18 protein-coding genes are annotated in these 26,083 nt (G+C 67.4%); 3 read left to right on the forward strand and 15 right to left on the reverse strand.

Annotation, left to right across the window (positions count from 1 at the left end; translation table 11 throughout):
- The first annotated feature begins 8 nt into the window (after positions 1 to 8).
- Together mfd and HALO32_RS17725 are read left to right on the forward strand one after the other, a co-directional pair.
- Positions 9 to 3,458: a transcription-repair coupling factor gene (gene mfd / locus HALO32_RS17720; RefSeq protein ID WP_151445231.1), complete on the forward strand. Its 3,450-nt coding sequence runs from the start codon at positions 9 to 11 to the stop codon at positions 3,456 to 3,458.
- Between the two features lie 104 nt (positions 3,459 to 3,562).
- Positions 3,563 to 4,612, forward strand: coding sequence for a L,D-transpeptidase family protein (locus HALO32_RS17725; protein ID WP_151445232.1), 1,050 nt, complete (start codon positions 3,563 to 3,565; stop codon positions 4,610 to 4,612).
- 290 nt (positions 4,613 to 4,902) lie between these two features.
- On the opposite strand, the gene HALO32_RS17730 is transcribed toward HALO32_RS17725, so the two are convergent.
- From HALO32_RS17730 to HALO32_RS17790, 13 genes are all read right to left on the reverse strand, one after another.
- Positions 4,903 to 5,166: an Lpp/OprI family alanine-zipper lipoprotein gene (locus HALO32_RS17730; RefSeq protein ID WP_151445233.1), complete on the reverse strand. Its 264-nt coding sequence runs from the start codon at positions 5,164 to 5,166 to the stop codon at positions 4,903 to 4,905.
- A gap of 176 nt (positions 5,167 to 5,342) precedes the next feature.
- Positions 5,343 to 5,954: a L,D-transpeptidase family protein gene (locus tag HALO32_RS17735; protein ID WP_151445234.1), complete on the reverse strand. Its 612-nt coding sequence runs from the start codon at positions 5,952 to 5,954 to the stop codon at positions 5,343 to 5,345.
- 126 nt (positions 5,955 to 6,080) lie between these two features.
- Positions 6,081 to 7,331, reverse strand: coding sequence for a GspE/PulE family protein (locus tag HALO32_RS17740; protein WP_151445235.1), 1,251 nt, complete (start codon positions 7,329 to 7,331; stop codon positions 6,081 to 6,083).
- Positions 7,331 to 7,753, reverse strand: a complete 423-nt coding sequence (locus tag HALO32_RS17745; protein WP_151445236.1) for a GIY-YIG nuclease family protein — start codon at positions 7,751 to 7,753, stop codon at positions 7,331 to 7,333. Before HALO32_RS17745 ends, HALO32_RS17740 begins: the two co-directional genes overlap by 1 nt.
- A gap of 10 nt (positions 7,754 to 7,763) precedes the next feature.
- Positions 7,764 to 8,228, reverse strand: a complete 465-nt coding sequence (locus tag HALO32_RS17750; RefSeq protein WP_151445237.1) for a 2-hydroxyacyl-CoA dehydratase — start codon at positions 8,226 to 8,228, stop codon at positions 7,764 to 7,766.
- Between the two features lie 129 nt (positions 8,229 to 8,357).
- The gene (locus tag HALO32_RS17755) at positions 8,358 to 9,950 is read right to left on the reverse strand and encodes an ABC-F family ATPase (RefSeq protein ID WP_151445238.1); all 1,593 of its coding nucleotides are present in this window, start codon (positions 9,948 to 9,950) and stop codon (positions 8,358 to 8,360) included.
- 304 nt (positions 9,951 to 10,254) lie between these two features.
- Positions 10,255 to 10,728 carry a LabA-like NYN domain-containing protein gene (locus HALO32_RS17760; protein WP_151445239.1) on the reverse strand — a complete coding sequence of 158 codons (474 nt, stop codon included), beginning with the start codon at positions 10,726 to 10,728 and terminating at the stop codon, positions 10,255 to 10,257.
- Positions 10,729 to 10,754: 26 nt separating this feature from the next.
- Positions 10,755 to 13,952 (reverse strand): efflux RND transporter permease subunit, encoded by a 3,198-nt coding sequence (locus HALO32_RS17765; protein ID WP_151445240.1) that lies wholly within the window; start codon positions 13,950 to 13,952, stop codon positions 10,755 to 10,757.
- Entirely contained in the window at positions 13,949 to 15,073 is a 1,125-nt protein-coding gene (locus HALO32_RS17770; RefSeq protein ID WP_151445241.1) for an efflux RND transporter periplasmic adaptor subunit, read from the reverse strand. The genes HALO32_RS17765 and HALO32_RS17770 overlap by 4 nt, the downstream gene beginning before the upstream one ends.
- The gene (locus HALO32_RS17775) at positions 15,070 to 17,289 is read right to left on the reverse strand and encodes a TolC family protein (protein ID WP_151445242.1); all 2,220 of its coding nucleotides are present in this window, start codon (positions 17,287 to 17,289) and stop codon (positions 15,070 to 15,072) included. Before HALO32_RS17775 ends, HALO32_RS17770 begins: the two co-directional genes overlap by 4 nt.
- A 66-nt stretch (positions 17,290 to 17,355) precedes the next feature.
- Positions 17,356 to 17,820: a DUF6586 family protein gene (locus tag HALO32_RS17780; RefSeq protein WP_151445243.1), complete on the reverse strand. Its 465-nt coding sequence runs from the start codon at positions 17,818 to 17,820 to the stop codon at positions 17,356 to 17,358.
- On the reverse strand, positions 17,817 to 20,465 hold the full coding sequence (topA, locus tag HALO32_RS17785; RefSeq protein WP_151445244.1) for a type I DNA topoisomerase: 2,649 nt from the start codon (positions 20,463 to 20,465) through the stop codon (positions 17,817 to 17,819). The genes HALO32_RS17780 and topA overlap by 4 nt, the downstream gene beginning before the upstream one ends.
- 324 nt (positions 20,466 to 20,789) lie before the next feature.
- On the reverse strand, positions 20,790 to 23,495 hold the full coding sequence (locus HALO32_RS17790) for a DUF3141 domain-containing protein (protein WP_151445245.1): 2,706 nt from the start codon (positions 23,493 to 23,495) through the stop codon (positions 20,790 to 20,792).
- A gap of 335 nt (positions 23,496 to 23,830) precedes the next feature.
- Between HALO32_RS17790 and lipA the strand changes: the two genes are divergently transcribed.
- Positions 23,831 to 24,883, forward strand: a complete 1,053-nt coding sequence (lipA, locus tag HALO32_RS17795; RefSeq protein ID WP_151445246.1) for a lipoyl synthase — start codon at positions 23,831 to 23,833, stop codon at positions 24,881 to 24,883.
- A 59-nt stretch (positions 24,884 to 24,942) separates the two neighbouring features.
- On the opposite strand, the gene lipB is transcribed toward lipA, so the two are convergent.
- Positions 24,943 to 25,593: a lipoyl(octanoyl) transferase LipB gene (gene lipB / locus HALO32_RS17800; protein ID WP_151445247.1), complete on the reverse strand. Its 651-nt coding sequence runs from the start codon at positions 25,591 to 25,593 to the stop codon at positions 24,943 to 24,945.
- A complete protein-coding gene (locus tag HALO32_RS17805) occupies positions 25,593 to 25,904 on the reverse strand; it encodes an HP0495 family protein (protein WP_151445248.1) in 312 nt (103 codons plus the stop codon). Before HALO32_RS17805 ends, lipB begins: the two co-directional genes overlap by 1 nt.
- Positions 25,905 to 26,083 lie beyond the last annotated feature (179 nt).

A 26,083-nucleotide genomic window follows, 5' to 3' on the forward strand; every position in this document is an offset into this window, starting at 1 on the left:
CCGATAGCATGCCGAACTTCTCGCCGCTCGACCCGCCGCGCCCCCAGGGGCTGCGCGATATTCTCTACTGGCAGACCCCGCCGGGCAGCGCCACCGCCCTGGCCCTGGCCCACCTGGCCGAGGATGCCCCGCTGCTGGTGATCACCCCCGACACGGCTACGGCCCAGCGCCTGGAGAGCGACCTGGGCTTCTACGGTCATCTGCCGGTGCTGCCCTTCCCCGACTGGGAGACGCTGCCCTACGACAGCTTCTCGCCGCACCAGGATATCGTCTCGGAGCGGCTGCGCACCCTGCGCCGGCTGCAGGACGGCGAACACGGCATCGTGCTGGCGGCCATGAACACCCTGATGCAGCGCCTGCCGCCGGTGGACTACATCGCCGGGCGCGTGATGACGCTGGAAACCGGCCAGACCCTGGACCGCGAGGGATTCCGGGACGCCCTGTCGCGGGCCGGCTACCGGGCCGTGGAAACGGTCTACGAGCCCGGTGAATACGCCCTGCGCGGCGCCCTGATCGACCTCTTCCCCATGGGCGCCGAAGCGCCGCTGCGCATCGACCTGTTCGATGACGAGATCGACACCCTGCGCCACTTCGATCCGGACACCCAGCGCAGCCAGGACCGGGTCGCCCGGGTGGAGCTGTTGCCCGCCCACGAATACTCGCTGTCGCGCAGCGCCATCGCCTGCTTCCGCGACGGCTTCGAGACGCTGTTCGACGTCGACCCGCGCCAGTGCCCGCTCTATGTGGACGCCCTCAAGGGCATCCCCTCCCCCGGCCTGGAGCAGTACCTGCCGCTGTTCTTCGAAGAGACCGCCACGCTCTTCGAGCACCTGGCCGAGGGCACCCGCGTGGCCATGCTGCCCGGGGTGTTCGAGGCCGCCGAGCACCACTGGGCGGCCATCGAGAGCCGCTTCGAGAACCTCGGGGTCGACTCCACCCGGCCGCTGCTGCCGCCCCATCGCGCCTTCGTGCCCGTCGCCGAGGCGTTCGGCGCCATCAAGCGCCACCCGCGGGTGGCGCTGACCGACGACACCGAGCATCGGCATGCCGTGGTGCCCGCCACCCGGACGCCGCCGACGGTAACGGTCAACGCCCGGGCCAAGCAGCCGCTGGCCGAGCTGGAGAGCTTCCTCACCGAGCATTCCGCCACCCGGGTGCTGTTCGTCGCCGAGTCGCGTGGCCGCCGCGAGGCCCTGGAGGAGACCCTGGGGCCGCTGAGGCTCGAGCTGCGCCATGTGGAGGACTTCCCCGCCTTCCTGGAAAGCGAGGCGCGCCTGGCCATCACCGAGGGCGAGATCGACGCCGGCCTGTGGCTGACCGACCCGGACCTGGCGGTGATCAGCGAGACCGAGCTGTTCGGCGAGGTGGTCCGTCAGAGCCGCCGCCGCGAACGGGCCACCGATAACAGCGAGCTGGCGATCCGACATCTCTCGGAGCTGCGCCCCGGTGCCCCGGTGGTCCACCAGGCCCATGGCGTGGGCCGCTACAAGGGGCTCGAGACCATCGAGGCCGGTGGCCAGGCCGCCGAGTTCGTGACCCTGGAGTACGCCGACGGAGCGCGCCTCTACGTGCCCGTGGACAGCCTGCACCTGATCTCCCGCTATGCCGGGGCCGACGACGAGCTGGCGCCGCTGCATCGGCTGGGCTCGGACCAGTGGGAGAAGGCACGGCGCCGCGCCGCGGAGAAGATCCGCGACACCGCCGCCGAGCTGCTCGACATCTACGCCCGCCGCGAGGCCAAGGAGGGCTTCGCCTGCGCACCGCCCGACGCCGAGTATGCCCGCTTCGCCGCCAGCTTCCCGTTCGAGGAGACGCCCGACCAGCGCGCCGCCATCCAGGCCGTGATCGGCGACATGACCGCCCCGCGGCCCATGGACCGGGTCGTCTGCGGCGACGTGGGCTTCGGCAAGACCGAGGTCGCCATGCGCGCGGCCTTCCTCGCCGTGCACTCCAGCCGCCAGGTGGTGGTGCTGGTGCCCACCACCCTGCTCGCCCGCCAGCACTACGAGAACTTTCGCGACCGCTTCGCCGACACCGCGGTGAATATCGAGCTGATCTCGCGCTTCACGGCGGGCAAGGGTCAGGCCGCGTCGCTCAAGCGTATCGAGGCGGGTCAGGCGGACATCGTCATCGGCACCCACAAGCTGCTGTCGAAGAGCACGAAACTGCCCCACATGGGGCTGCTGGTCATCGACGAGGAGCACCGCTTCGGCGTGGCCCAGAAGGAGCGCCTCAAGAGCCTGCGGGCCGAGGTGGACATCCTGACCATGACCGCCACCCCGATCCCGCGCACCCTGAACATGGCCATGAGCGGCATCCGCGACCTGTCGATCATTGCCACGCCGCCGGCCCGGCGCCTCTCGGTGAAGACCTTCGTCCAGCAGCGTGACGAGGCGGTGATCAAGGAGGCGATCCTGCGCGAGATCCTGCGCGGTGGCCAGGTGTACTTCCTGCACAACGAGGTCAAGACCATCGAGACCGCCGCCGAGACGGTGCGCGAGCTAGTGCCCGATGCCCGGGTCGGCGTCGCCCACGGCCAGCTGCCGGAGCGCCAGCTGGAGCGGATCATGTCCGACTTCTATCACAAGCGCTTCAATGTGCTGGTCTGCTCGACCATCATCGAGACCGGCATCGACGTGCCCAGCGCCAACACCATCGTCATCGAGCGGGCCGACAAGTTCGGCCTGGCCCAGCTCCACCAGCTGCGCGGCCGGGTCGGGCGCAGCCACCACCAGGCCTATGCCTACCTGCTGGCCCCGCCGCCCCGGGTGATGACCAAGGATGCCGCCAAGCGGCTGGAGGCCATCGCCGGCGCCGAGGACCTGGGTGCCGGCTTCACCCTGGCCAGCCATGACATGGAGATCCGCGGCGCGGGCGAACTGCTTGGCGAGGAGCAGAGCGGCCAGATGGAGGCCGTCGGCTACGGCCTCTACATGCAGATGCTCGATCGCGCCGTGACGGCGATTCGCGAGGGCCGCACGCCCAACATCGAGGCGCCGCTGGAGCAGGGGGTCGAGATCAGCCTCAATCTGCCGGCCCTGATTCCCGACGACTACCTCCACGACGTCCAGCAGCGCCTGGTGATGTACAAGCGCATCGCCAACGCCAATGACGAGGCCGAACTCAAGGAGCTGCAGGTGGAGATGATCGACCGCTTCGGCCTGCTGCCGGCCCCGGTGAAGACCCTGCTGCGCCAGACCCGGCTGCGCCAGCGTGCCGAGCGCCTGGGCATCACCCGCCTGGAGGCCGGTCCCGAGAAGGGCCGCGTGATCTTCGGCAGCCAGACCGCCGTCGATCCGCTGGTGCTGGTCGAGCTGATCCAGCGCGACCCCGATCGCTACCGCCTGGATGGCGCCGACACCCTGCGTTTCGAGGCCCCGATGGAAAAGGAAGAGACCCGCTTCCAGGTGGTGGAACAGCTTCTCGACATCCTCAACCGCAAGGCCGAAGCGGCGTAACGAAATCCCTGAAATTCCCGGCCGCCCGGGCGATACTATAGGGTCATGACGCCCAGGATGGGCCCATCGCAGCCCTGACCACGGCAACCTAGAGAAAAACCTCGATGAAACATTCCCCCCCGCTCGGGCACCTTGCCCGATTCGCCACGACACTGGGTCTCTGCGCCGCCCTGATCACACCGCTCCATGCCAGCACCGAGGAGTGGCCGCGTGGCTACTATCCCCTTCCCGAGGAGGGTGACCTGGTCGGCGAGGTGTACAAAGTCGTCGCCGAGAGCGGCGATACCCTGATCGATATCGGCCACGAGCACGGTATCGGCTACGAGGAGATGGTGCGCGCCAATCCGGATGTCAGCATCTGGGCGCCCTTCGCGGGCACCGCGGTCGTGATTCCCGGCCGCTTCATCCTGCCCGAGGGGCCCCGCGAGGGGGTGGTGGTCAACGTGGCGGAGATGCGTCTCTACTACTATCCCCCGGCCGAGGAGGACGAAACGCCACGCGTCGAGACCTACCCCATCGCCGTGGGGCGCATGGACTGGAAGACCCCCCTGGGCACCACCCGCATCACCGAGAAGGTCAAGAACCCGGCCTGGTACCCGCCGGCGTCGATCCGCCGCGAGCGTGCCGAGGCCGGTGACCCGCTCCCCAGCGTGGTGCCACCGGGCCCCGACAACCCGATGGGCTCGCGCAAGATGCGCCTGGGCATCCCCGGTTACCTGATCCATGGCACCAATCGCCCCGAGGGCGTCGGCATGCGCGTGACCCACGGCTGTATCAGGATGCTGCCCGAGGACATCGAGGCCCTCTTCCCACGCCTGCCCATCGGCACCCAGGTCAAGCTGATCAACGAGACGCTCAAGCTCGGCTGGGCCGACGGGACCCTGCATGTCCAGGCCTATCCCTACCTGGACGAAGAGGACGGCACCACCATGCAGCGCATCACCGAGGCCCTCGCCCAGGTCGACACGGCGACCAGCGGGCTCGACTATCCGGTGGATTATGCGCGCCTGCGCGAGGTCGTGGAGGTGCCGCAGGGCATGCCCGTGGCGCTGGATACCAGCACGCCGAAACCGACCCCGGAAACGCTCTGGGATCGCCTGGAGCTGATCGCCGCCGATACCGAGTCCCGCGAGAGCCAGCCCGAGGAAGGCTGAGCCTCTGCTGGCCTGATCGCGCAGAGGCAGCAACCCCATCGCGATGCAAGCATCGCTCCCACAAGGTCACACTGCCATCGGCCTGTTGTGGGAGCGACATTCATGTCGCGATTAAGAGGCCACCCATCGCAAAAGAAGGAGAAGCATCGAGCCGTTCGCTCCCACAAGGGCAACAGTGCTGCCACAGGATGAATAGCACACTTCAACCAAAAAAACAGGGGCCTTGCCGTGAACGGCAAGGCCCCTGTCTTGAAGGCTCTACAACCGCCCTGATGGGCGGTCGAAAGCGATCACTTACGCATGGAACGCTCGAACATGCGGTTCATCTCTTCGCGGTTCTGCTCGGACATCTGCAGGGCCGCACGAGCGTCGCGCTGTGCCTGGTTGGCGGTGTTCTGCGCCTGGGTGGCGATGCTGCGTGCTTCGGCAGCGTCGGCCTGTGCAGACTCGGCGGTCATGCGAACGTCTTCCAGGGCGCTGGTGGAGGCACAACCAGCCAGAATGGCCAGGGATGCGGCAGCGGCGGTCAGCTTGAGGGTAGTCTTCAGAGTCATGGTGTTCTCCTTGGGTCTTCCTTGGGTACTGCGTTGATGTTGCCTGAAATCAGGCTTCCTGCGAAAGCAGGTCTTCTTGCAGCGACTTCTGCTGCGAAGCACAGGAGTCAAACGCTGTTTTATAATATGCAACGGCGCTTGTCCACAGCTTAGAACGTCCCTAGCGTATGTAAAGCCTAGCGGATCACGACGCGTGTGCCAATGTCGATCAATGACGACAGGCGCTCGACCTGCGAGTCGGTCACCGCGACACAGCCCTCCGTCCAATGGAATCGCTCGTGGATGTCAGTATCTCCCTCGCCGACACCATGGATGCCGATAAAGCCGCCAAGGATCGTCTCCTGCGGCGGATAGCCGTGCCGACGGTAGTAGGAGAAGTAGTCGTCATAGTCCTGCTGACTGTAGACCCCGGCTTCCAGCGCCATGCGGGCGTGGGTCGGCGTGGGGTAGTCGAGCCCGATGAAGATGTGGAACTTGCTGCGGTGATTGAAGCGGTTGACCCGGAACTCGCCGAGTGGCGTGGCGCGATCACCCCGTTGACGCTGCGGCCTGGCCCCACCGCGCCCCAGCGAGACGGGTTCGAAGCGCTCGAGCAGCTGATTGCCGCGGTAGACACTCAGCGCCGCTTCACCGTCCTCGACCAGCACCCAGAGCTCGCTGTCGTGGCGAGGAACAATGGCGCGGGAGAGCAGGCTCTCCATGAGGTTGGCTGAGGCGTGCGGAGCCAGCAGCAGCAAGGGCGAAGACAGTGCCAGCAGGCCGAAGCGGCGACGGGACAGGTGCTTCATCGGTGGCATCTCGGTGACATGCGGAAAATGAAAGGCGCGCTGACCGTTGTTATACCGGATTGACGCCCAACTGTCAGGAGGCGATGGCGGGACTCCCATGGGGATCAGCTCCCGGCGGCGGGCGCATCAGCCGGGCAGGATAGCACCCATCCGGAAGACCTCGCGCAGGGAGGTGATGCCGGCGGCCGCCTTGGCCAGGCCATCGGCAATCATCAGGGTCTCGCCCCGCTCCCTCAGGCTGCGTCGCAGAATGGCGTCATCGGCATGGCGCAACAGCAGGGCATGATCCTCCGGGGTAGGCTGCCAGATCTCGAAGACGCCGGTCCGCTCCCGGTAGCCCAGACCGTCACACTGCTCGCAGCCCACCGGCACCCAGGCAGAGTCGGGGGCCTCGAGCCCTACCGCCTCGAGCCACTCGACATCCCGGGACGGCGTCGGCCAGCGTTCTCGACAGTGCTCGCAGAGCCGGCGCACCAGGCGCTGGGCGATCACCATGCCGAGGCTGGCGCTGATCTCGGCATCCTCCAGTTCGAGTTGTCGCAGCATGGAGACCACGCCAACGGCATCGCGGCTATGCAGGGTCCCCATCAGCGAGCGACCGCTACTGGCCACACTGACGGCCGCCGCCGCAGAGCCCGTGTCCCGGATCTCGCCGATCAACACATAGTCCGGATCCAGGCGCAACATGGAGCGCGTGCCGCTAGCGAAGTCGAGCCCGCTTTTCGCGTCCACTTGAATCTGGTTGATGCCGGAGATGGAATACTCCACCGGATCCTCGAGCGTCACCACGTGACTCTCGGTGAGGCGCAGCTGATTCAGCAGGGTGTAGAGGGTCGTGGTCTTGCCGGCCCCGGTAGGGCCTGCCACCAGCAGCATGCCGCCCGTTGCATCCATCCAGCGGCGAATCCCTCGAGCCCCCTGCTCGCCGATCCCCAGGGCAAGGGGGTCATGAAAGGACGGCGGCGGGGCAAGAAAGCGGATGGCCAATTTCTCCCCGGCGACACAGTGCACGGCGGTGACCCTGAGGAAGGTCTCTTCCACGCCTTCCGCGTCGGAGGTCCAGCTGAAACTGCCTTCGCTGGCAACCCGCGAGGGCGTGGGATCCAGCCCGGCGAGCACCTTGAACTGATTGGTCAGTTGAACGCCATCGCCGACATCGAGTTCGAGGGCATCGATGATACGGCCGTCGATGCGCAGGCGAATGCGCCATCGCTCTCGGGAAGGGTCGAGATGAATGTCGCTGGCCCTCGCCCGGGCGGCATCATGCAGCAGCAGATTCGCCGCCAGCGTCTCGCCTTCATCTCCCGATGGATCCGCGAGGCGTGCTTCAAGACGCGGTAGCAGCCGGCGCCTTGCCAGCTGCCGTTCATTCGCCATCAGTCGCTACGCTCGACGATGAACTGGGACATCAACTTGTCGGTCCGACCGCGCAAGTGCATCTCGGTCTTGTCGAAGGGAAAGCGATCGATGTAGTCCTGGTTCACCGGTGGCTTGTGAACATTCACCAAGGCCGCCTCGAGCCGCTCGCGGTAGACATAGGTCGCCGCCGCGATACTGTAGCAGAGGGTCTCCCCGGGCTCCAGGCGGCGCGTCCACTCCGCGCGCAGTTCGTGATGGCGAATGCGTTGACGCACGTCGCCGGATTCACCGATATAGAGCAGTCGCTCGATGCCGGGTTCGCCATCGGCTGCGGCCGTGCCGGCGTAGACACAGAAGATCCCCGATATGTCAGGAATCTCGCCAAGCTGCTCGTCCGTCCAGTAGCCCAGCAGCTTGAGTGACAGGATCTGATCCGACATCGCTTTCTCCTCAGTAGTCCTCGAGTCGTTGCATATCGCGGGCAATCCGCCGAACTTCGGCCTCGTGGCCGCTGGAAAGCGAGGTGAAGAACTCGCGCTCGGCCTCCATGGATGCCCGCTCGACACGATGAGCATACAGGTCCTGCAGCGTCCTGTGCATGGTCAAGGCCGTGGAAAGCACATCCTGCACGCTGTCGCACGAGATGCATTCGGTCAGGCGATCGAGCGTGGGGGCATGGGGAAAGTCAGCCGGATCATCGAACCAGGTCTCGAGAACCTTGCGATGATCGCGCTCTTCCGCGAGGTAGTCGTCCAGTTCGGCCTGCATCTTGCGTTCGTGCTCGGCGAGGTATTCCAGCGCCATGCGCACCCGATCGTTCACACCGCCTTCGGCCAGCTGGTCATACTGCGCCGCGAGCCTGCGGTGGTAATCGGCCGCCCAGGCGACCAGCTCCTTGACCTGATGAAAACGCATTGCGACTCCTCCCACTGATGCCCTGAAACGGGCGGATGATGAGTTCATCCTAGCCAAGTCGCGTCCATCACGCTTGACGCATATCAACTCGCGGGCTTGCGGCGCAAGGAGAGTCGCCGGGCGTCTGCGTCAGCCGAACAGCCCCTGGCTACGCAGGTAGTCATCGTAGCTGCCGCTGAAGTCGGTGATCCCCTGCTCGCTCATGTCCAGAATGCGGGTCGCCAGGGAGGAGACGAACTCGCGGTCGTGGCTGACGAAGATCAGGGTGCCGGGGTAGTGTTCCAGGGCCAGGTTGAGGGCCTCGATGGACTCCATGTCCAGGTGATTGGTCGGCTCGTCCATCAGCAGCACGTTGGGCCGGGTCAGGGCCAGCTTGCCGAACAGCATGCGGCCCTGCTCGCCGCCGGAGATCACCTTGACCGACTTGCCGATGTCGTCGCTGGAGAACAGCATTCGGCCCAGAGCGCCGCGCACTTCCTGCTCGCCACCCTGGGTCCACTGTGCCATCCATTCGAACAGGGTGGCATCAAAGGCGAAATCGTCGGCATGGTCCTGAGCATAGACGCCGAGCTCGGCGCTGTCGGTCCAGCGCACGGCTCCGGCATCGGGATGCAGCTCGCCGCCCAGAGTGCGCAGCAGGGTGGTCTTGCCGATGCCGTTGGGGCCGATGATGGCGATGCGCTCACCGGCTTCCACGGTCATCGACAAACGCTCGAAAAGCGGCGCTTCTGCGGCGAACCCCTTGGTGATGGCTTCGACGTTGACGGCATTGCGATGGATCTTTCTGGTCTGCTCGAAGCGGATGAAGGGGCTGACCCGGCTGGAGGGCTTGATATCCTCGAGCTTGATCTTGTCGATCTGCCGCGCCCGGGAGGTCGCCTGCTTGGCCTTGGAGGCATTGGCCGAGAAGCGGCTGACGAACTGCTGCAGTTCGGCGATCTGCGCCTTCTTCTTGGCGTTGTCGGCGTGCTGGCGTTCCCGCGCGGCGGTAGCGGCGGTCATGTAGTCGTCGTAGTTGCCGGGAAACAGCGTGATCTCGCCGTAGTCCAGGTCCGCCATGTGGGTGCAGACGCTGTTGAGGAAGTGGCGGTCGTGGGAAATGATGATCATGGTGCTGCTGCGCGCCGTGAGCATGTCCTCCAGCCAACGGATGGTGTTGATGTCCAGGTGGTTGGTGGGCTCGTCGAGCAGCAGCACATCGGGGTCGGCGAACAGCGCCTGGGCCAGCAGCACGCGCAGCTTCCAGCCCGGCGCGATCTCGCTCATGGGGCCGGTATGCTGATGAAGCGGGATGCCAAGCCCCAGCAGCAGCTCGCCGGCCCGGGGCTCGGCGGTGTAGCCGTCGAGCTCGGCGAAGCGCACCTCGAGGTCGGCCACGGCCATGCCGTCTTCCTCGCTCATCTCGGGCAGCGAGTAGATGCGCTCGCGCTCGGCCGCCACCTGCCAGAGCTCCTCGTTGCCCATGATCACGGTGTCGATGACCCGCTCGTCCTCGAAGGCGAACTGGTCCTGGCGCAGCTTGCCGAGCCGGGTGCTGGAGTCGACCATCACCTGCCCTGAGGAGGGCTCCAGGTCACCGCCGAGGATCTTCATGAAGGTGGACTTGCCGCAGCCGTTGGCCCCGATCAGGCCGTAACGGTTGCCATTGCCGAACTTGACGGAGACATTCTCGAACAGCGGCTTGGCGCCGAACTGCATGGTGATATTGGCGGTGGAGATCAATGAGGGGTCCAATCAGTGCATGAAACGGGGGCGCGATTGTACCGGTTATGGTCACCGATCACACCCGGAGCAAGGACCTATCGCGGATAGCAGCATCGCTCGGGACTGATCCGTCGGCAGGCCTACGCGCCTCTTTGGGGTCAGACCCCGGCGGAGGGTATAACCGCTCGAATCGTGCATCATGCTGGGCCTGGCGGCTTGGCCGGGGTCTGACCCCAAAGGGGTAGCCACCGGGACTCGCGAGGAAAATGCTGCGATCATCCTGAAAATCGTGGAGATGTCCCAGAGTCAGGCCTCAGAGGGCCTAAAGCAACAACTCCCCTTCGATGGGCACGAAGTGGCTGGCCGCGCGGATCAGCGAATCGGCGGTGAGCCGCTCCACGCCGACCACCTCCACCGCTACCCCGTGGCGATCGCGCATCCGCTCGACCAGCAGATCGAAGTCGCCGTCGCCCGAGACCAGCACCACCCGGTCGACCCGCGGTGCGGCCTCCATGGCGTCCAGGGCGATGCCCACGTCCCAGTCACCCTTGGACGAGCCGTCGCGGCGCTGGATGTAGGGCTTGAGTTTCACGGTGAAGCCGATGCGGCGCAGGATGGCCTGGAACTGTTGCTGGCGGGGGTCGCCGCGGTCCACCGCGTAGGCATTGGCCACCACCACCTCGCGACCGGCCGCGAAGCGCGCCCAGAAGGCGCTGTAGTCGAAGTGCCGGCCGAAGGCCTCGCGGGTGGTGTAGTAGACGTTCTGGACGTCGACCAGGATGGCCACACGTTCCATGGCGAGGCCCTCAGGCGGCAAAAGGCTTAGCCTGACACAGTTGACGCCCCGCTGTCGCGGCGATGCTCACCCTCTTGCGGCGGTGCGTCATCCTCGTCGAACGGCACCCGCATCAGCAGGGAATAGAGCACCGGCACGATACACAGGGTCAGCACCGAGGCGACCAGCAGCCCGAAGATGATGGCGATCGCCATGGGGGCCCACAGCAAGCCGCCGCCCAACCAGAGCGGCACCAGGCCGCCGCTGGTGGTCAGGGTCGACATGGCCACGGGGCGCAGACGGCGACGCCCCGCCTCGAGAATGGCCTGCTGAGGCCGCATGCCGTCGCGCGCTTCTCGATCGATGCGCTGGATCAACACGATGCCGTTGTTGATCACGATGCCGGCGAGCGAAACCACACCGAGAAAGGTCATGATGCCGAAATAGGAGCCGGTGAGCGTCAATCCGAGCACCACGCCGATCAACGCCATGGGTATCGTGGCAAGGATGATCAGCGGCCGACGCAGCGAGTTGAACTGGGCCACCAGCAGCAGCAGGATCACCGCCGCCCCGATCGGCAGCTTGGCGGCAATCGACTCCATGGCGATCCGCGAGGATTCCACCTCGCCGCCGAACTCATGGAAGAACCCCGCCGGCCAGTCCGCCTGCTGCTCCGCCAACCAGGGACGAAGCGTCGCGACCACCTCGGCGGCGGTGACGCCCTCGGCCAGCTCGGCCTCCACGGCCAGGGTGAGAAAGCGGTCGCGACGCAGGATACGCGCCGGCCCCCAGTCGAGTTCGACCGCGGCGACCTGGGCCAATGGCACGCCTTCGCCCCCTTCGGCCGGCAGCACCGTGATCCCGTCGAGGGCGTCGGGTGTTCGCGTCTCGCCGTGCAGATTGCGCAGCTCGATCGGCACCAGCGTATCGTCATCACGGAAGGTGCCGACCTGCAGTCCCGACAGGGCCGTCTGCAGGCTGATCGCCACGTCGCGCTCGGTGACGCCGGCGCGCAGCGCGCGCGCCGGGTCGACGTCGATGCGCAGGCGCTTGATCCAGGGCCCCCAGTCGTCGCGCACGTTGCGCGTGCCGGGCAGCGAGGCCACTTTCTGCCTCACCCCCTCGGCAATCTCGCGCAGTTCCTGCTCGTCATCGCCGGAGAGCCTGACCGACAGCGGCACGGTCACCGGCGGGCCAAAGCTCGTCGACGCGATGCTCGCGTGCAGATCCGGGAAGCGTCTGTCGAGCCAGGCTTCCAGCCGTTCGATGACCTCGTCCACCGCCTGCCAGCGATTGGCCTGCAGCAGCAGGAAGGCATACTCCGGGCTCGGCGGTTCCGGGGCATGGTTGATGATATAGCGCTCACCGCCGAAGCCGATGAAGCTGCCCCAGCGGTCGACGCCGTCGCGGGTCCACTCGCCGTTGGCGTCGCGCTCGGCGGCCAGCTCCCCGGCCAGGAAGGCCTCGATCTCCTCCACCACCGAACGCGTGCGCTCGATGGGCGCCGAGTACGGGAGGCGCAACTCCACGGTCACCAGGGTGCGCTCCGCCTGGGGGAAGAAGATCTTGGGCAGCTGGCCAAAGCCCAGCCAGGCGAGCCCCATTAGGGCTGCCACCACCGCCAGGGTCACGAGGCGATGGCGCAGCAGCACCAGCAGGATGCGCTGATAGTGGTCAAAGGCGGCCGTCGCCAGCCGTTCGCCTAGCCCGGGGCGCTGCGCCGTCGAGGCCTGGCGTGGGTCCTCGTCCCCGCGACGCTGCGTCGAGGGATTCTTGACCCTGAGAAAGGCCACGCAGAGCAGCGGGATCATGGTCAGCGACAGCACCCAGGACGCGAGCAAGGTGATGGTGACCACCTGGAACAGCGAGCGGGTATATTCGCCCACATCGGAAACGGCCAGGAACTGGGGCAAAAAGGCCGCCGATGTCGTCAGCGACGCGGTCAGCAAGGGGAAGCGCAGCTCACTGGCCGAGGCGAGGGCGGCCTCACGGACCGAGCGCCCCTCCCTGGCCGATACCTGGGTGGACTCCACCATGACGATGGCGTTGTCGACCAGCATGCCCAGTGAGATGATCAGCGCGCCGAGTGACACCTGATGCAGACCGATATCGAACACGCCCATCAGGGCCAGGCAGGCGAGGATGGTCATCGGCACCAGGCTCGCGACGATCAGCCCGGTGCGCAGCCCCAGGAACAGCAGCATCACCACGCAGACCAGCACGACCGCCTGGAGCAGGTTGATCAGGAACTCGTTGATGCGCACCTCGACCCGCTCAGGCTGGTCGGTCAGGACCTCGAGGGCCAGGCCGATCGGTAGCGTCTGCTCCAGCCGGGTGATGACCGCTTCTACCCGCTCGCCCAGGTCCAGGATATTGCCGCCCTCGCGCATGGCCACGGCAATCGCCAACCCCTGATGGCCGCTACCGTGGTAGCGCGTCCGGGGCGGGTCGGCATAGCCGTGGCGAACCTCGAGCAGCGTGCCCAGCGGCACCAGGGAGCCGCCGGGAAGCGGCACCAGCGCGTCGCGGATGTCATCGATGTGCGTGAAATTGCCGGTGGGCTCGACCACCAGGCGCTCATCGTCGCTGCGAATCGCCCCGCCGGGCAACACGATATTGCGCGCGGCCAGCAGCCGGGCCAGCTCCTGGGGGGAGACGCCAAGCTCGGCCAGGCGGGCCTCGCGGTACTCCAGGAAGATGCGCTCCTCGGCATACCCGTGAAGCGTGACCTTGGCCACGTCGTCGAGCAGCAGCAGCCGGTCGTGCACGTCGTCGGCCACCTCCTTGAGTTCCGCCTGATCAAAGCCCTCGCCGGTCAGCGACAGCATGATGCCGAAGACATCGCCGAATTCGTCGTTGACGATGGGCGGCAGCGCCTCGTCGGGCAATGCCCGGCGAGCGTCGGTGATCTTGCGACGCAGCTTGTCCCAGCTGGCCTGAACGTCTTCGACCTGGGGACGCAGCTCCACCCGAAGGATCGAGACGCCCGCGCGCGAGGTGCTCTCCACGACGTCGAGCTCGGGCATCTCCATGACCGCGGCCTCGAGTGGCTTGGTGACCAGCGGTTCGACGCGCTCGGGAGTGGCACCGGGGAGGTAGGTGACGATCTGGGCCACCCGCACCGTCACGGCGGGATCCTCGGCCCGGGAAATGGTCAGGTAGCTGTAGAGCGCGCCGAGCAGGACCACCAGCAAACCGGCAATGGTGATCCGGTTATAGCGCAGCGCGGCCTCGGTCAGCGTCACGGCTGCGCCTCCCGATGCGCGTCCATCACGCGGACTCGCTGGCCGTCGTGCAGCCGGCTCATGCCGGCGATGACCAGCGACAGGCCGGCGGCCAGCCCCGCGTCGATGCGCATGCGCTCGCCCTGCTGAGCGCCAAGCACCACCTCCCGACGGCGGATGGTCGCCTCCCGCCCCTCGGCGTCAGCGTCCTGCGCCGTCTCGACCGGGTCGGCGATGTAGACATAGGGGCCTCGCGCGTCACGCTGCACCGCCACCATGGGCACCCAGATACCGCTTCCTGGGCCGTTCAGCGGCAGGGTGAGTTCCGCGGCCATGCCCGGACGCAGCCGCTCGCGCTCGTCGTCGGCGAGGTTGACCAGTCTCACCCTGAGGGGCCAGGTGGCCTGGCGCGGGTCCACCGGCAGACCGATCTCGGTCACCTCCCCGGCAACGCTGAGCCCCGCCAGAGGGAGGTGCACGCGCACCGGCGCGCCGGCCGAGAGTTCGTCCAGCAGATCCTCCGGGAGCGCGGCGCGCACCTCCAGGTCCTCGCCACAGGCCAGCACCAGCACCGGCTGACCGGCCGCGACATTCTCGCTGACTTCCGCCAGCCGGGTGGCCACCCCGCAGTCGCCGGGCGCCTCGAGCCGCGTAAAGCTCAGCTGACGTTCGGCCAGGGCCAGGGCATCGCGGGCACTGTCGCGCCGGGCGCGAGCCGCCTCCACCTGGGCCCGGGCGGCATCCAGGTCACGCGCCGGGGCGCTCCCGGCCTCATAAAGGCGGCGGGCCCGCTGCCACTCGGCCTCGGCATTGGCGGCCGCTGCCTCGGCGCCAGCCAGCGAGGAGCGGGCGCGATCGCGCTGCAGGCGCAGGTCGGTCGCCTCGAGGCGAGCCAGGAGCTGCCCGGCGGCCACCGCCTCACCCACCGCCACGCCATATGACGCGATCTGGCCCGCCACCCGGAAACTCAAGCGACGGTTGGCCACCGCCTGCAGACGACCCGGCAGCTCGCGCTCGGCCCCTGCGCCGCTGACCTCGATGCTGAGCGTGCGTACCGGACGCAGCGGTGCCTCCTCCGCGTTCTCCTCGGCACAGCCGACGAGCAGCAGCAGCGCCACCAGGATGGCCCCCCGCCTGGTCATCCTTTCCCTCCCCTGTATGGTATCTCGTCGGTGCCCGCCAGCAGCCGGTCGCGTGCCTCGGCGGTCATGGGGCCCGGGGCCATGCCCAGGGCACGCTGCAGGTGCACCAGCGCCTGCAGGGCCTGCCAGCGCGCCGCGGCGGCGCCGAGCCCTGCCTGACGCGCGCTGGTGCGGGCGTCGATCAGCGCGACCTGGGACAGCGCCCCTTCCCGCCAGGACACCCTGGCCAGCGCCAGTGCTTCCTCGGCGTGATCGCGTGCCTCGTCGCGCAGGGCGATGCGCCGCCAGGCGGCCAGCAGCTCGACGCTCGCGGCGCGCAGCCGCGCTTCCAGCCCCAGGCGCGCCTCGGCGTCTTCGAGGGCTACCTGCTCCAGGCGTGCCGCGGTGCGGTCGCGTTCGATGCTGCGCCGTCCACCGGCAAAAAGGGGCAGCCGCGCCGAGACGCCCACACTCCACTGGTCACCGCCGGTCTCGGGCAGCGACACGCCCGCCCTTTCCAGGGCGCCGACACCGAACTGAACCAGCGGATCGGGCGACTCCCAGGGGGCCCGATCCCCCTCGCCGCCACGCGATAGCTCGGTGGTATAGCGCGCCTCCAGGCCCACCTCGGGTAGCCAGAAGGCGCGACGGCGCGAGGCAAGTTCCCGCTGGGCGGCGCGACGCAGCTCGCCCAGCGCCTCGAGTTCCGCCGAGTCCCGCAGGGCGCTGGCCACCAGCCGCGACTGCCAGTCGGCGAAGCGCGCGGGATTGTCGAGAACCGCGGCGAAACGGGCATCGCCGCCCAGCCACTCGGCCCGCTCCAGGTCCGGTTCGACCGGCGCCAGCGGCATGGCCGGGTCACGGCCGAGCCGGCGATTGAGCGCCACGCGCAGCCGCTCCCGATCGGCGACCACTTGCTCGTGGCGCTCGCGAGCCTGGGCCAGCTCGGCTGCGAAGCGCGCCACCTCGCCGCGCCCCACCGCGCCGGCGGCCTCGCTGCGCCGGGCCTGGTCGTATTGGGCGCGGGCCAGGTCGAGGTCGGCCTCAAGCACCTCGCGGCTGGCGTCGAGCCGGAGCAGGTCCAGGAAATCGTCTGATACCGCCAGGGCCAGGTCGAGGCTCTCCACCTCGAGTTCGGCGCGCCGCGCACGGTCGAGGCGATCGGCAATGCCGATGGCGGCCAGGGCCGGCTCGGAAAAGAGCAGCTGTTCGAGCACCGCCGTACCGCGGGTCAACCGCTCCGGCTCCTGACCGAGCGCCAATCGTGCCCGCGTCTCGTCGATCACCCGGCCGGTGGCTTCCAGATAGAGGTTGGGGCGGTAGCGGGAGGCCGCCAGATCGCGTTCGAAGGCCTCGACCTCGACCTCCTGGCGTGCCACGGCAAGCCCCAGGTTGTCGGCGAGCGCCAGGGCCACGGCCCGATCCAGGCCCAGTCGGCCGCCTCGCGGCGCGACGGCCTCGCCGATCAGGCGTGCACGACTGAGCAGGTCGAAGCTCGGCGAATGGTCGAGACGCGCCGCGGTCTCCAGGTTGAGCCAGGGTCGCGGCAGCGGGGGCCGCTCGCCCAGCGGCTCGGGCCGGCGCCCGACGGCCAGATCGTCCAGACGCAACGCCAGCATTCGCCGCCAGGCCTCGTGGTCCAGCGCCTGTGGCGAGGAGAGCAGCACGCCGCGCTCGACCTGGCGGGCGTCGGTCAGCGCCACGCTGGGCACGCCGGCATCGATCAGCGTGTCGAAGAGCCGGCGCTGGGCGGCCTCATCGAGATGCGGCAGGGCCAGCACCAGCGCGGCATCGGCACCACGCAGGTGGGCGTCGTCAGTAGCAAGGGAGGCGCCGACGGGCAGCGACACCAGCGCGATGCCATGGGCACGGGCCTGCCCGGCCAGGGCGTTCACGGCGGCGTCGAGCGTTCCGGGCGGGCCGATCACCACGACTCGGCGAGCGCCTGCTAGCGGCTCGAGGCCAAATGGAGCAGCGGCGGCAAGAGAGGCGGGCGTTTCCAGGGCCTCTAACCCGGGAAGGCGAACGCCGGCCCCGGGCGGGGCCGCGACCAGGGTGGGCGTGGGCCGTCCAGCCGACAGGCGCGAGAGCGCCTGGCGCAGGGCGGGGAATTCCGTCTCGCCACCCGGCAGCAGGTGCGGGTCCAGGGCGAGATCGGCCGCCCGCAAGACAGCCGGCGCCAACAGCAGGGCCAGCAGCGGCGCAATAAACAGGCGCTTCCATGCGGTGACGTTCATATCGGTCGACCGGTGGGTAATAGATGGCGCCGAGTATAAACGACGCCTGGGTGCTTGCCAGGCGCCCTACCACTCCTCGCTGGTTTCGCGCAGGGCGGCGATCTCGGCCTTGGCCTCGGCGAGGCACCAGCGCAGCTCCTCCCCCAGCGCCGCACCGCTGCCCACGGCGATCAACCCCCGGGCCGCGCCGGTGGCACGCCGGGCCACGCCGTCACTGCCGTGCAGGGCCTCGAGCTTGCTGATCAACCAGGCCAGCCAACTGTCGGGGCGCGCAGCCAGCTCACGCAAGCGATGCAGTTCGGCGATGCCGGCCCCCTCGGAGCCGAGCAGCTCACGCCAGTCGTGACGCTCCAGGTTGGCGAGTTCGGTGACCTCACGCAGCATGGATTCCAGCGCCAGCTCGACCAGCGCCAGGCTGCCCTCCTCCACGGCCATGCGCCGGGCCTCGGCATGCTCGTCGTCGCCGGCCGGCAGCGCGAGCAGCAGCTCCGCCTGATAGAGCAGCTGATTGGTGCGGGATCTCGGAGTCACTTGCGCTTGTCCTCCACCTGCCACTGGCGGCCGTCGAAGATCGCCTTCCAGCCGGTGGCCTTGCCGCCCTCGTCGGTCATCACGAACTGCTCCTTGGTCTTGCGCGAGAAGCGGATCTGCGCCGGACGGCCATCCGGATCCTCGCTGGGCGCCTCAAGCAGAAAGCGATACTTGTCGGGCAGCTCCTCGGCGTGGGCCTTGAGCTCCTTGACCAGCGGCGGGCGCGTCTCGCGGTTCTTGGGGAACTTGCTGGCCGCCAGGAAGAGGCCACTCGCGCCGTCGCGCAGCACGTAGTGGTCCTCGACCTTCTGGCACTCGAGCTCCGGCATGGGAATCGGGTCCATCTTGGGCGGCGCCACCTCACCGCTACGCAGCAGCTTGCGGGTGTTCTTGCATTCGCTGTTGGTGCAGCCGAAGTACTTGCCGAAACGCCCGGTCTTGAGCTGCATCTCGCTGCCGCACTTGTCGCATTCGATGGTCGGGCCTTCGTAGCCCTTGATGCGAAACTTCCCATGCTCGACTTCGTGGCCGTCACAATCCGGGCTGTTGCCGCAGATGTGCAACTTGCGGGTCTCGTCGATCAGGTAACTGTCCATGGCGGTGCCGCACTTGGGGCAGCGGTGCTTGGCTCGCAGCGCATCGGTCTCGGCATCCTCGTCCGCATCGGCCGCTACCGCCTCATCGCCGGGCAGCAGGTCGATGGTGGTCTTGCAGCGCTCCTTGGGTGGCAGGTTATAGCCGGAGCAGCCCAGGAAGACCCCGGTGGAGGCGGTGCGGATCTGCATCTTGCGCCCGCAGGTCGGGCAGTCAATGTCGGTGGGCACCGGCTGGTTGGGGCGCATGCCCTCCTCGCTTTCGGCCTCCTCGAGCTCCTTCTTGAACTTGGCGTAGAAGGCATCGAGCAGTGCCTGCCAGTTGCGCTCGCCCTCGGCCACTTCGTCGAGGCCATCCTCCATGCGTGCGGTGAAGGAGTAGTCCATCAGATCGGGGAAGGACTCCTTGAGCCGCTCGGTGACGATGTCGCCGAGCTTCTCGGCATAGAAGCGCCGGCTCTCCAGCTTGACGTAGCCGCGATCCTGGATGGTGGAGATGATCGCGGCATAGGTGGAAGGACGGCCGATGCCACGCTTTTCCAGCTCCTTGACCAGGCTCGCCTCGGTGTAGCGAGCCGGGGGCTTGGTGAAGTGCTGCTGGGGATCGAGCTGCTCGAGGCGCATGGGCGTGCCCTCGGCGAGGTCGGGCAGCGACTGGTCCTCCTCCTTGCGCCCCATCGGTTTCATCACCCGGGTGTAGCCGTCGAACTTCAGCACCCGCCCCTTGGCGCGCAGCTCGAAGCCGTCGACCTCGACGGTCAGGGTACTGGAGAGGTATTCGGCGGGCGTCATCTGGCAGGCCACGAACTGGCGCCAGATCAACTCGTAGAGACGCTCGGCGTCGCGCTCCATGCCGGCCAGATCGGTGGCCCGACGTCCCACCTCGGAGGGGCGGATGGCCTCGTGGGCTTCCTGGGCCCCCTCCTTGCTGGAGTAGCGATTGGGGACCTCGGGCAGGTAGCGCGTCCCGAACTCCTCCCCAATGAACTCGCGCACGTTCTCCACCGCGTCCTTCGAGAGGTTGGTGGAGTCGGTGCGCATATAGGTGATGTAGCCGGCCTCGTAGAGGCGCTGGGCCAGCGTCATGGTCTTCTTCACCGAGAAACCCAGCCGGCCACTGGCCGCCTGCTGCAGCGTCGAGGTGATGAAGGGCGCGTTGGGCTTGGAGCGGGTCGGCTTGTCTTCCCGCGCGGTGATCGCCAGGCTCGCCTTGCGCAACCCGGCAATGCGCTCCAGCGTCTCGGCCTCGGAGGTGGGCCGGAACGGCTTGCCGTCCTGGCGCACCAGCTCGAAGCGCACCGCCGACGGGTCGTCGCCAGCCCCCTCGCCTTGCGGGACCAGATCGGCATGGACGTCCCAGAACTCCTCGGGGATGAAGGCGTGGATCTCGCGCTCGCGCTCGACGATCAGGCGAGTGGCCACCGACTGCACCCGGCCGGCGGAGAGGCCACGGGCGATCTTGGCCCACAGCAGCGGCGAGAGCATGAAGCCCACCACCCGGTCGAGGAAGCGACGCGCCTGCTGCGCCTCGACACGCGGGATGTTCAGGCTGCCGGGTTCCTTGAAGGCTTCCTGAATGGCGTTCTTGGTGATCTCGTTGAACACCACCCGCCGGTAGCGATTGTCGTCGCCGCCGATCGTCTCGCGCAGGTGCCAGGCGATGGCTTCCCCCTCGCGGTCAAGGTCGGTGGCCAGATAGACGGCATCGGCCTTCTCGGCGAGCTTCTTGAGCTCGGCGACCACCTTCTCCTTGCCCGGCAGGATCTCGTAATGCGCCTTCCAGCCATGCTCAGGGTCGATGCCCATGCGCCGAATCAGCTGGTCATGGGCCTTGTGCTTGCGGTGCTCGGCCTTCTCCTCCGGCGACATCTTGCGGGTCGCCGCGGCCTGACGGGCACGCTCCTTGGGGTCCGAGGCTGCCTTGCCGGCGCCGCTGGTCGGCAGATCACGGATGTGCCCCACGCTCGACTTCACGATGAAGTCGTTGCCGAGATACTTGTTGATCGTCTTGGCCTTGGCGGGCGACTCGACGATGACCAGTGACTTGCCCATAGTGCTCCACTGTGCTGATGACGCCCGCTCAACGGCGTGCGCCAGACGGTTTCGGCCCGCCTTTTCCGGCGGGTGAAAAATGCGCTTACCCTACCCCAGCGCTCGACGTCACGCCAGTCGCCGCCAGGGCAATCGACGATAGCCGCCCTCTCCGGGCCGTTCCCCGGCGCACTCGCTGAAGCCATCTGCGACGCCCCTCGAGACGGGTGGCCTCTTGAACCTAGCCTGCCGGGCACCACCACGCCAAGCCGGAACGGATACCCTCCTCAACGACAACGCCCCCACCAGACAGGGCGGGGGCGCGGGTATCACAACGCTGAACGATCAGCTATTGCGAGGCTTGCGGGGTGTCCGTTTCCGCGGCGTACCGCGGCTGGCGGGCTTGCGCTTGGCCGTTGACTTGCTGCCGGGCGTGGTGTCCTGGGGGGCCGACGAATCAGGAGCGGCCTGGCTGGCTGAGTCTTGGGCAGACTCTTGCGCGGGTCCCTCGGCGGCAGAGTCGCTGGCGGGCTCTTTGGCCTGGGCATCAGGCGCGGTCTCACTGGCGGTCTCCTGCTCCGGAGCCTCGGCGACGGGCTCGCCGACAGCCTCTTGCGCCGGAGTTTCGGGAGCGGCTTCACTGGCAGGCTCTTGCTTCGGAGCTTCGGGAGCGCCTTCACTGGCAGGCTCTTGCGCCGGAGCTTCGGGAGCGGCTTCATTGGCAGACTCTTGCTCCGGTGCCCCCGGGGCGGGGAGCGTTTCCATCAAGTCTTCCATCTCGCGGCGTGCCGTCTCCTTGGCCCGTGCATCGCTCGCGACCTCTTCCTGAGCCTCCTGAAGCGCGTCCTGCTCCTTCTGCGGCGTGCGCCGAATGGCACGGTGGAACAGCGTCTTGATGCGTTCGAAGCGATCCGCCGCATGCTCGCTGAGTTCACCGCTGGCCGCCAGCACATGCTCGATGTGCGCCAGATGGGCGTCGATCTGGCTGGCCGTCTGGCCCTTCAGCAGGATGGGGATCGCCTCCAGTGCCGCCTCGTGATCCTGCTGGAGGGTAAAGAACTGTTCACGCACCAGGTGCTTGAAGTCGACCAGCTGAGCACTCGGCTCGAGTTCGGCCCGCGAGGCCCGCAGCCGCTTGAAATTGCGCTCGTCGGTTGCCGGGGCGCCGCCGAGCACATGGATGACCGAGCGCATCACCGCCTCGTGGCTGCCGCCCTGGGTGATCGCGCGGTTCACCTCGTCACGACGACGATCGACGAAGCGACGATGCTCGGGTTCGGCCCCCGGGCGACGACGATGCACATGGGCGTCGCCGCCCAGGCCGACCATGGCCTGCAGGATCGGCTGGCCGTAGACGTCGAGGAAGAAACGCTCGGTGCTGCTGTCGCGAAGGTCCCGCCAGGCGTTCAGGCTGCGCGTGATCTGGTCGGAGAAGATGCCCTCGACGGCGCGGAAGACGTTGTCCTCGTGCACCGGGTGGCGGTCGGCGCGAATCTTGTCGGCCATCACCGGAATCGCCGTCATCAGCGGGTTGCGATCGGACAGCAGACGGTAGCCCATGCGGTTGGGGTGCATGCGCCGCATCCACTTGGCCGACTCGGGCGTGGCCATCGCTTGAACCCAGGGCTGCATGAAGGCTCGATAGAATCCGAGGTTGATCTCGGAGATCCGCGCCACGGTGGCGAAGCGGGTATCGTCCTCGGGACGATGCTGGACGTCCTTGTCGAGTTCTTCGATGGTGCGCGGCGTGAACTCCAGCAGGTAGTCACGCTCAATCAGTTCGGCATCCTCGCGCTCGGCCGCATTGGACACGGTGGTCTCGTAGAGGCCGGGCGGCAGGACGTCGATGTAGTCCATGTTGGCAGTGAACTCGGCATGTTCCTTGCGGGAGACGCTGCCGGACACGAAGATGCCCAGGTGACCGGTGGTGTCGTGAACGCAGTAGACGATGGTCTGCTCGTTGGCGATAACGTCCTCGACCCCCTCGTAGAGGTCACGCACCCAGCCCAGCGCCTGCGGCGGCGGGGTGATGTCGTCGCCCTTCGAACAGAACACCACCACCGGCGAGCGCAGGTTGCGCAGGTCGATGCGGCGCCCGTCGGAGGTCACCAGCTGGGCGGTGGAGAGGCGGTTGCCGATGAAGAGGTTGTCGACGATGTACTGGATCTCGTCGCCGCCCAGTACCACGTGACCGCCCCACCAGCGCTCGAACTCCAGATAGCGTTCCGCCTCGGTATCGACCTGGGCGTAGAGCTGGTACTGCTTGCTCCACCAGGTGTTGGCCGGGTTCAGGCGCTCGAAGTTCTGCACCAGCCAGGCGCCGTCGAAGAGCCCGGCGCCCATGTCGCTCAGCAGCGAGGTCATCCAGCTGCCGCCGGACAGGCCCCCCGCGTAGCGCATCGGCGCCTTGCCGCGCTCGCCGGCCCAGTAGGAGAGCGGTGCGCCGGCGATGAGGATCGGGCCGAACAGCTCGGGTTCGAGCGACGCGGCCATCATCACCTGCCAGCCGGCCTGGCAGTTGCCGACCACCATGGGCTTCTCGGAGGTCTCCGGATGGCGCTCGATGACGTGGCGCAGGAAGGCGACTTCCGCCTCGACCACGTCCTCGACGGTCTGTCCCTGCACCGGGTAAGGCAGGAACCCGATGAAGTAGCAGGGATGCCCCGCCCGCAGGGCCACGCCGAGCTCGCTGTCAGGCTTGAAGCCGCCGATGCCCGGGCCATGGCCGGCACGCGGATCCACCACCACGAAGGGGCGCATCTGCAGGTCGGTCTCCACGCCCTCAGGGGGGTGGATGCGCAGCAGCTCGTAGTTGACCGGGCGAGACAGGGTGCGCCCATCCACCAGTACCTCGGAATCGAAACCCAGCACATTGGGCTTGGTCTGCTCGATATGCTCGAGATACTGGTTACCGCGCTGGCGCATGACGTCCATGAAGAGCACGCTGCGCTCCAGGGTATCGCGCCAGTAATCACAGGCCGCTCTTCCGAAACCGAACGGATCCACGAAGGGCAGCACACTGGCTGGAGGAGTCGGTATCAGGGAATTCATCTTTTGCTCCAGGGTTGCTCGGTGCAGGGGGCGCCCCCTTGCCGATGCATGAAAGCGGGCTTTGTTGCAGTGCAATATAGCGCATGAGCGGAGACGCTGCGAGCATCGGATGCCGGTGTCCTAAGCTGCCTTCAGGGGGTCGGTACCACGACCCCGGCTGTCAAGAAACGCGAATCTTGTGGTATTTTATCATCTTGCGACCCGCGATATCGCGACATCATTCGACGTACCAGGCTGCCAGAAACCGCCGGCCGGCGCATTCCCGGAGACTCCGGAAGCCCCCGCGGCAACGCCTTCACGGCGTCGACAGCCGGCGAGCAGAGAGGCTCACAGCTATGCGCGACACCTCCTCCCCCCGCATCTCCAGCGGCGAGAAGTACCGCAACGATCATGGCACGGCCGCCATCAAGGACGGCATGAAGGTCCGCCGCCAGGTCGAGGATGGCGGTGCCGACGGCCGCAAGCCGAAGTGGCTACGCGCCCAGATTCCCGGTGGTGAACGCTTCGAGGCGGTCAAGAAGAACGTCGCGACCCACCGTCTCAGTACCGTCTGTGCCGAGTCGCACTGCCCGAACCAGGGGGAGTGCTGGAGCAACGGCACCGCGACCATCATGCTGATGGGCTCGGTATGCACCCGCGCCTGCCGCTTCTGCGCGGTGGATACCGGCAACCCCAAGGGCTGGCTGGACACGGAAGAGCCGGAAAATACCGCCCGTTCCGTCGAGCTGATGGGGCTGCGCTATATCGTGCTGACCTCCGTGGACCGCGACGATCTGCCGGATGGTGGCGCCACCCATTACGCCGACTGCATCCGCGCCATCAAGGCTCGCACGCCCGAGGTCGTCGTCGAGGCCCTGACCCCGGACTTCGATGCCGAGCCGGCGGCGATCGAGCGGGTCGTCGATTCGGGCCTCGAGGTCTTTGCGCAGAACGTCGAGACGGTCGAACGCCTCACCGAGCGGGTGCGCGACCCTCGCGCGGGCTACCGCAAGACCCTGGATGTGCTGGCCCATGCCAAGCGCCACAGGCCCGGGGTCATCACCAAGACCAGCCTGATGCTGGGTCTCGGCGAGACCAAGGAGGAGGTGCTCGCGACCTTCGACGACCTGCGGGCCATCGGCGTCGACATCGTGACCCTGGGCCAGTACCTGCGCCCCACGCGCAACCACCTCCCGGTGGAGCGCTGGGTCACCCCGGAGGAGTTCGAGCGCTACCGTGAGCTGGGCCTGGAAAAGGGCTTCATGGAAGTGCCCTCCGGCCCCCTGGTGCGCTCCAGCTACCGGGCCGACCGGGTGTTCGAGAAGAACAACCTGGGGCTGGCCGCCCCCGCCGCGGTGCCCGGCCAGGAAGACGACCCGAATCGCATCGATGCGGTGAACGTGGGCTGACAGGTTCAAGGGGGCAAGGGATCAAGGAAAACCTTGACTCCTTGAACCTTGACCCCTTGTCACTGGCCATCGACCAGTTCCCTCCCCAACTCCCGTGCCAGGCGCTCGGCCAGGCGTTCCCCTACCGCCTCGACGTCAGGACAGTCGACGCAAAGGTCCGCCAGCCGTGTCATGGCCAGGCCAGCATAGCCGCAGGGGTTGATGCGCATGAACGGCGAGAGATCACCGTTCACGTTGAGGGCCACCCCATGAAAACTGGCGCCCCGTCGGATCCTCAGCCCCAGGGAGGCGACCTTGGCCGACCCCACATAGACGCCGGGGGCATCGGGACGGGCATGAGCCGCCACTCCATGCTCGGCCAGCACGGCAATCACCGCATTCTCCAGCGCACTGACCAGGTCTCGCACGCCCAGCCGTGAGCGCCGCACGTCGATCAGCGGATAGAGCACCACCTGGCCGGGGCCATGGTAGGTCACCTGCCCACCGCGGTCGGTGGCCACCACCGGGATGTCGCCGGGCATCAGCAGGTGTTCGGGCTTGCCGGCCTGCCCCTGGGTGAACACCGGCTCGTGCTCGACCAGCCAGAACTGGTCGGGTGTCTCGGCATCGCGCCCGTCGGTGAGGTCACGCATGGCCTGCCAGACGGGGGTATAGGGACGATGGCCCAGACGATGCAGCTGGATCGGCGACAGCGCACTCTCGCTTGCCATCAGACGACCATGTGCACGCGGCCGGTGGCCTTGAGCTCGTCGAAGAGCGCCTTGAGCTGCGTCTCGCCAGTGGCGCGAATCGTCAGGCGCACCGACTGGAAACGGCCCTGGCGGCTGGGAACCACCTGAATGGCGGCCGCATCGAAGCCCGGATCATGGCGGATGACGATCTGACAGACTGTGGCGGCGAAATCGTCGGCGGCATCGCCGACCACCTTGATGGAGTAATCGCAGGGAAAGGTGATCTTCGGCGGCTTGTCACCCGCCTGCCGACGGGGCTGGCGAAGATCACGCAGGGAGTCGTCGTTCATGAAGCCTTCCAGCAAGTGGTAAGTATCCACCTTATGTTACGCAACCCGACGAAGAGAGACCAACGCCGGGGGCAAGGGGGCAAGGGGGCAAGGGGTCAAGGAGCAAGTAATCCCCTTGCTCCTTGTTCCTTGCTACTTCTTCTCGGCCGAAGGCCCTAGTCGAACCAGCCGCCAATCAG

The organism is Halomonas lysinitropha, from assembly GCF_902500215.1.
Lineage (GTDB): Bacteria > Pseudomonadota > Gammaproteobacteria > Pseudomonadales > Halomonadaceae > Halomonas > Halomonas lysinitropha.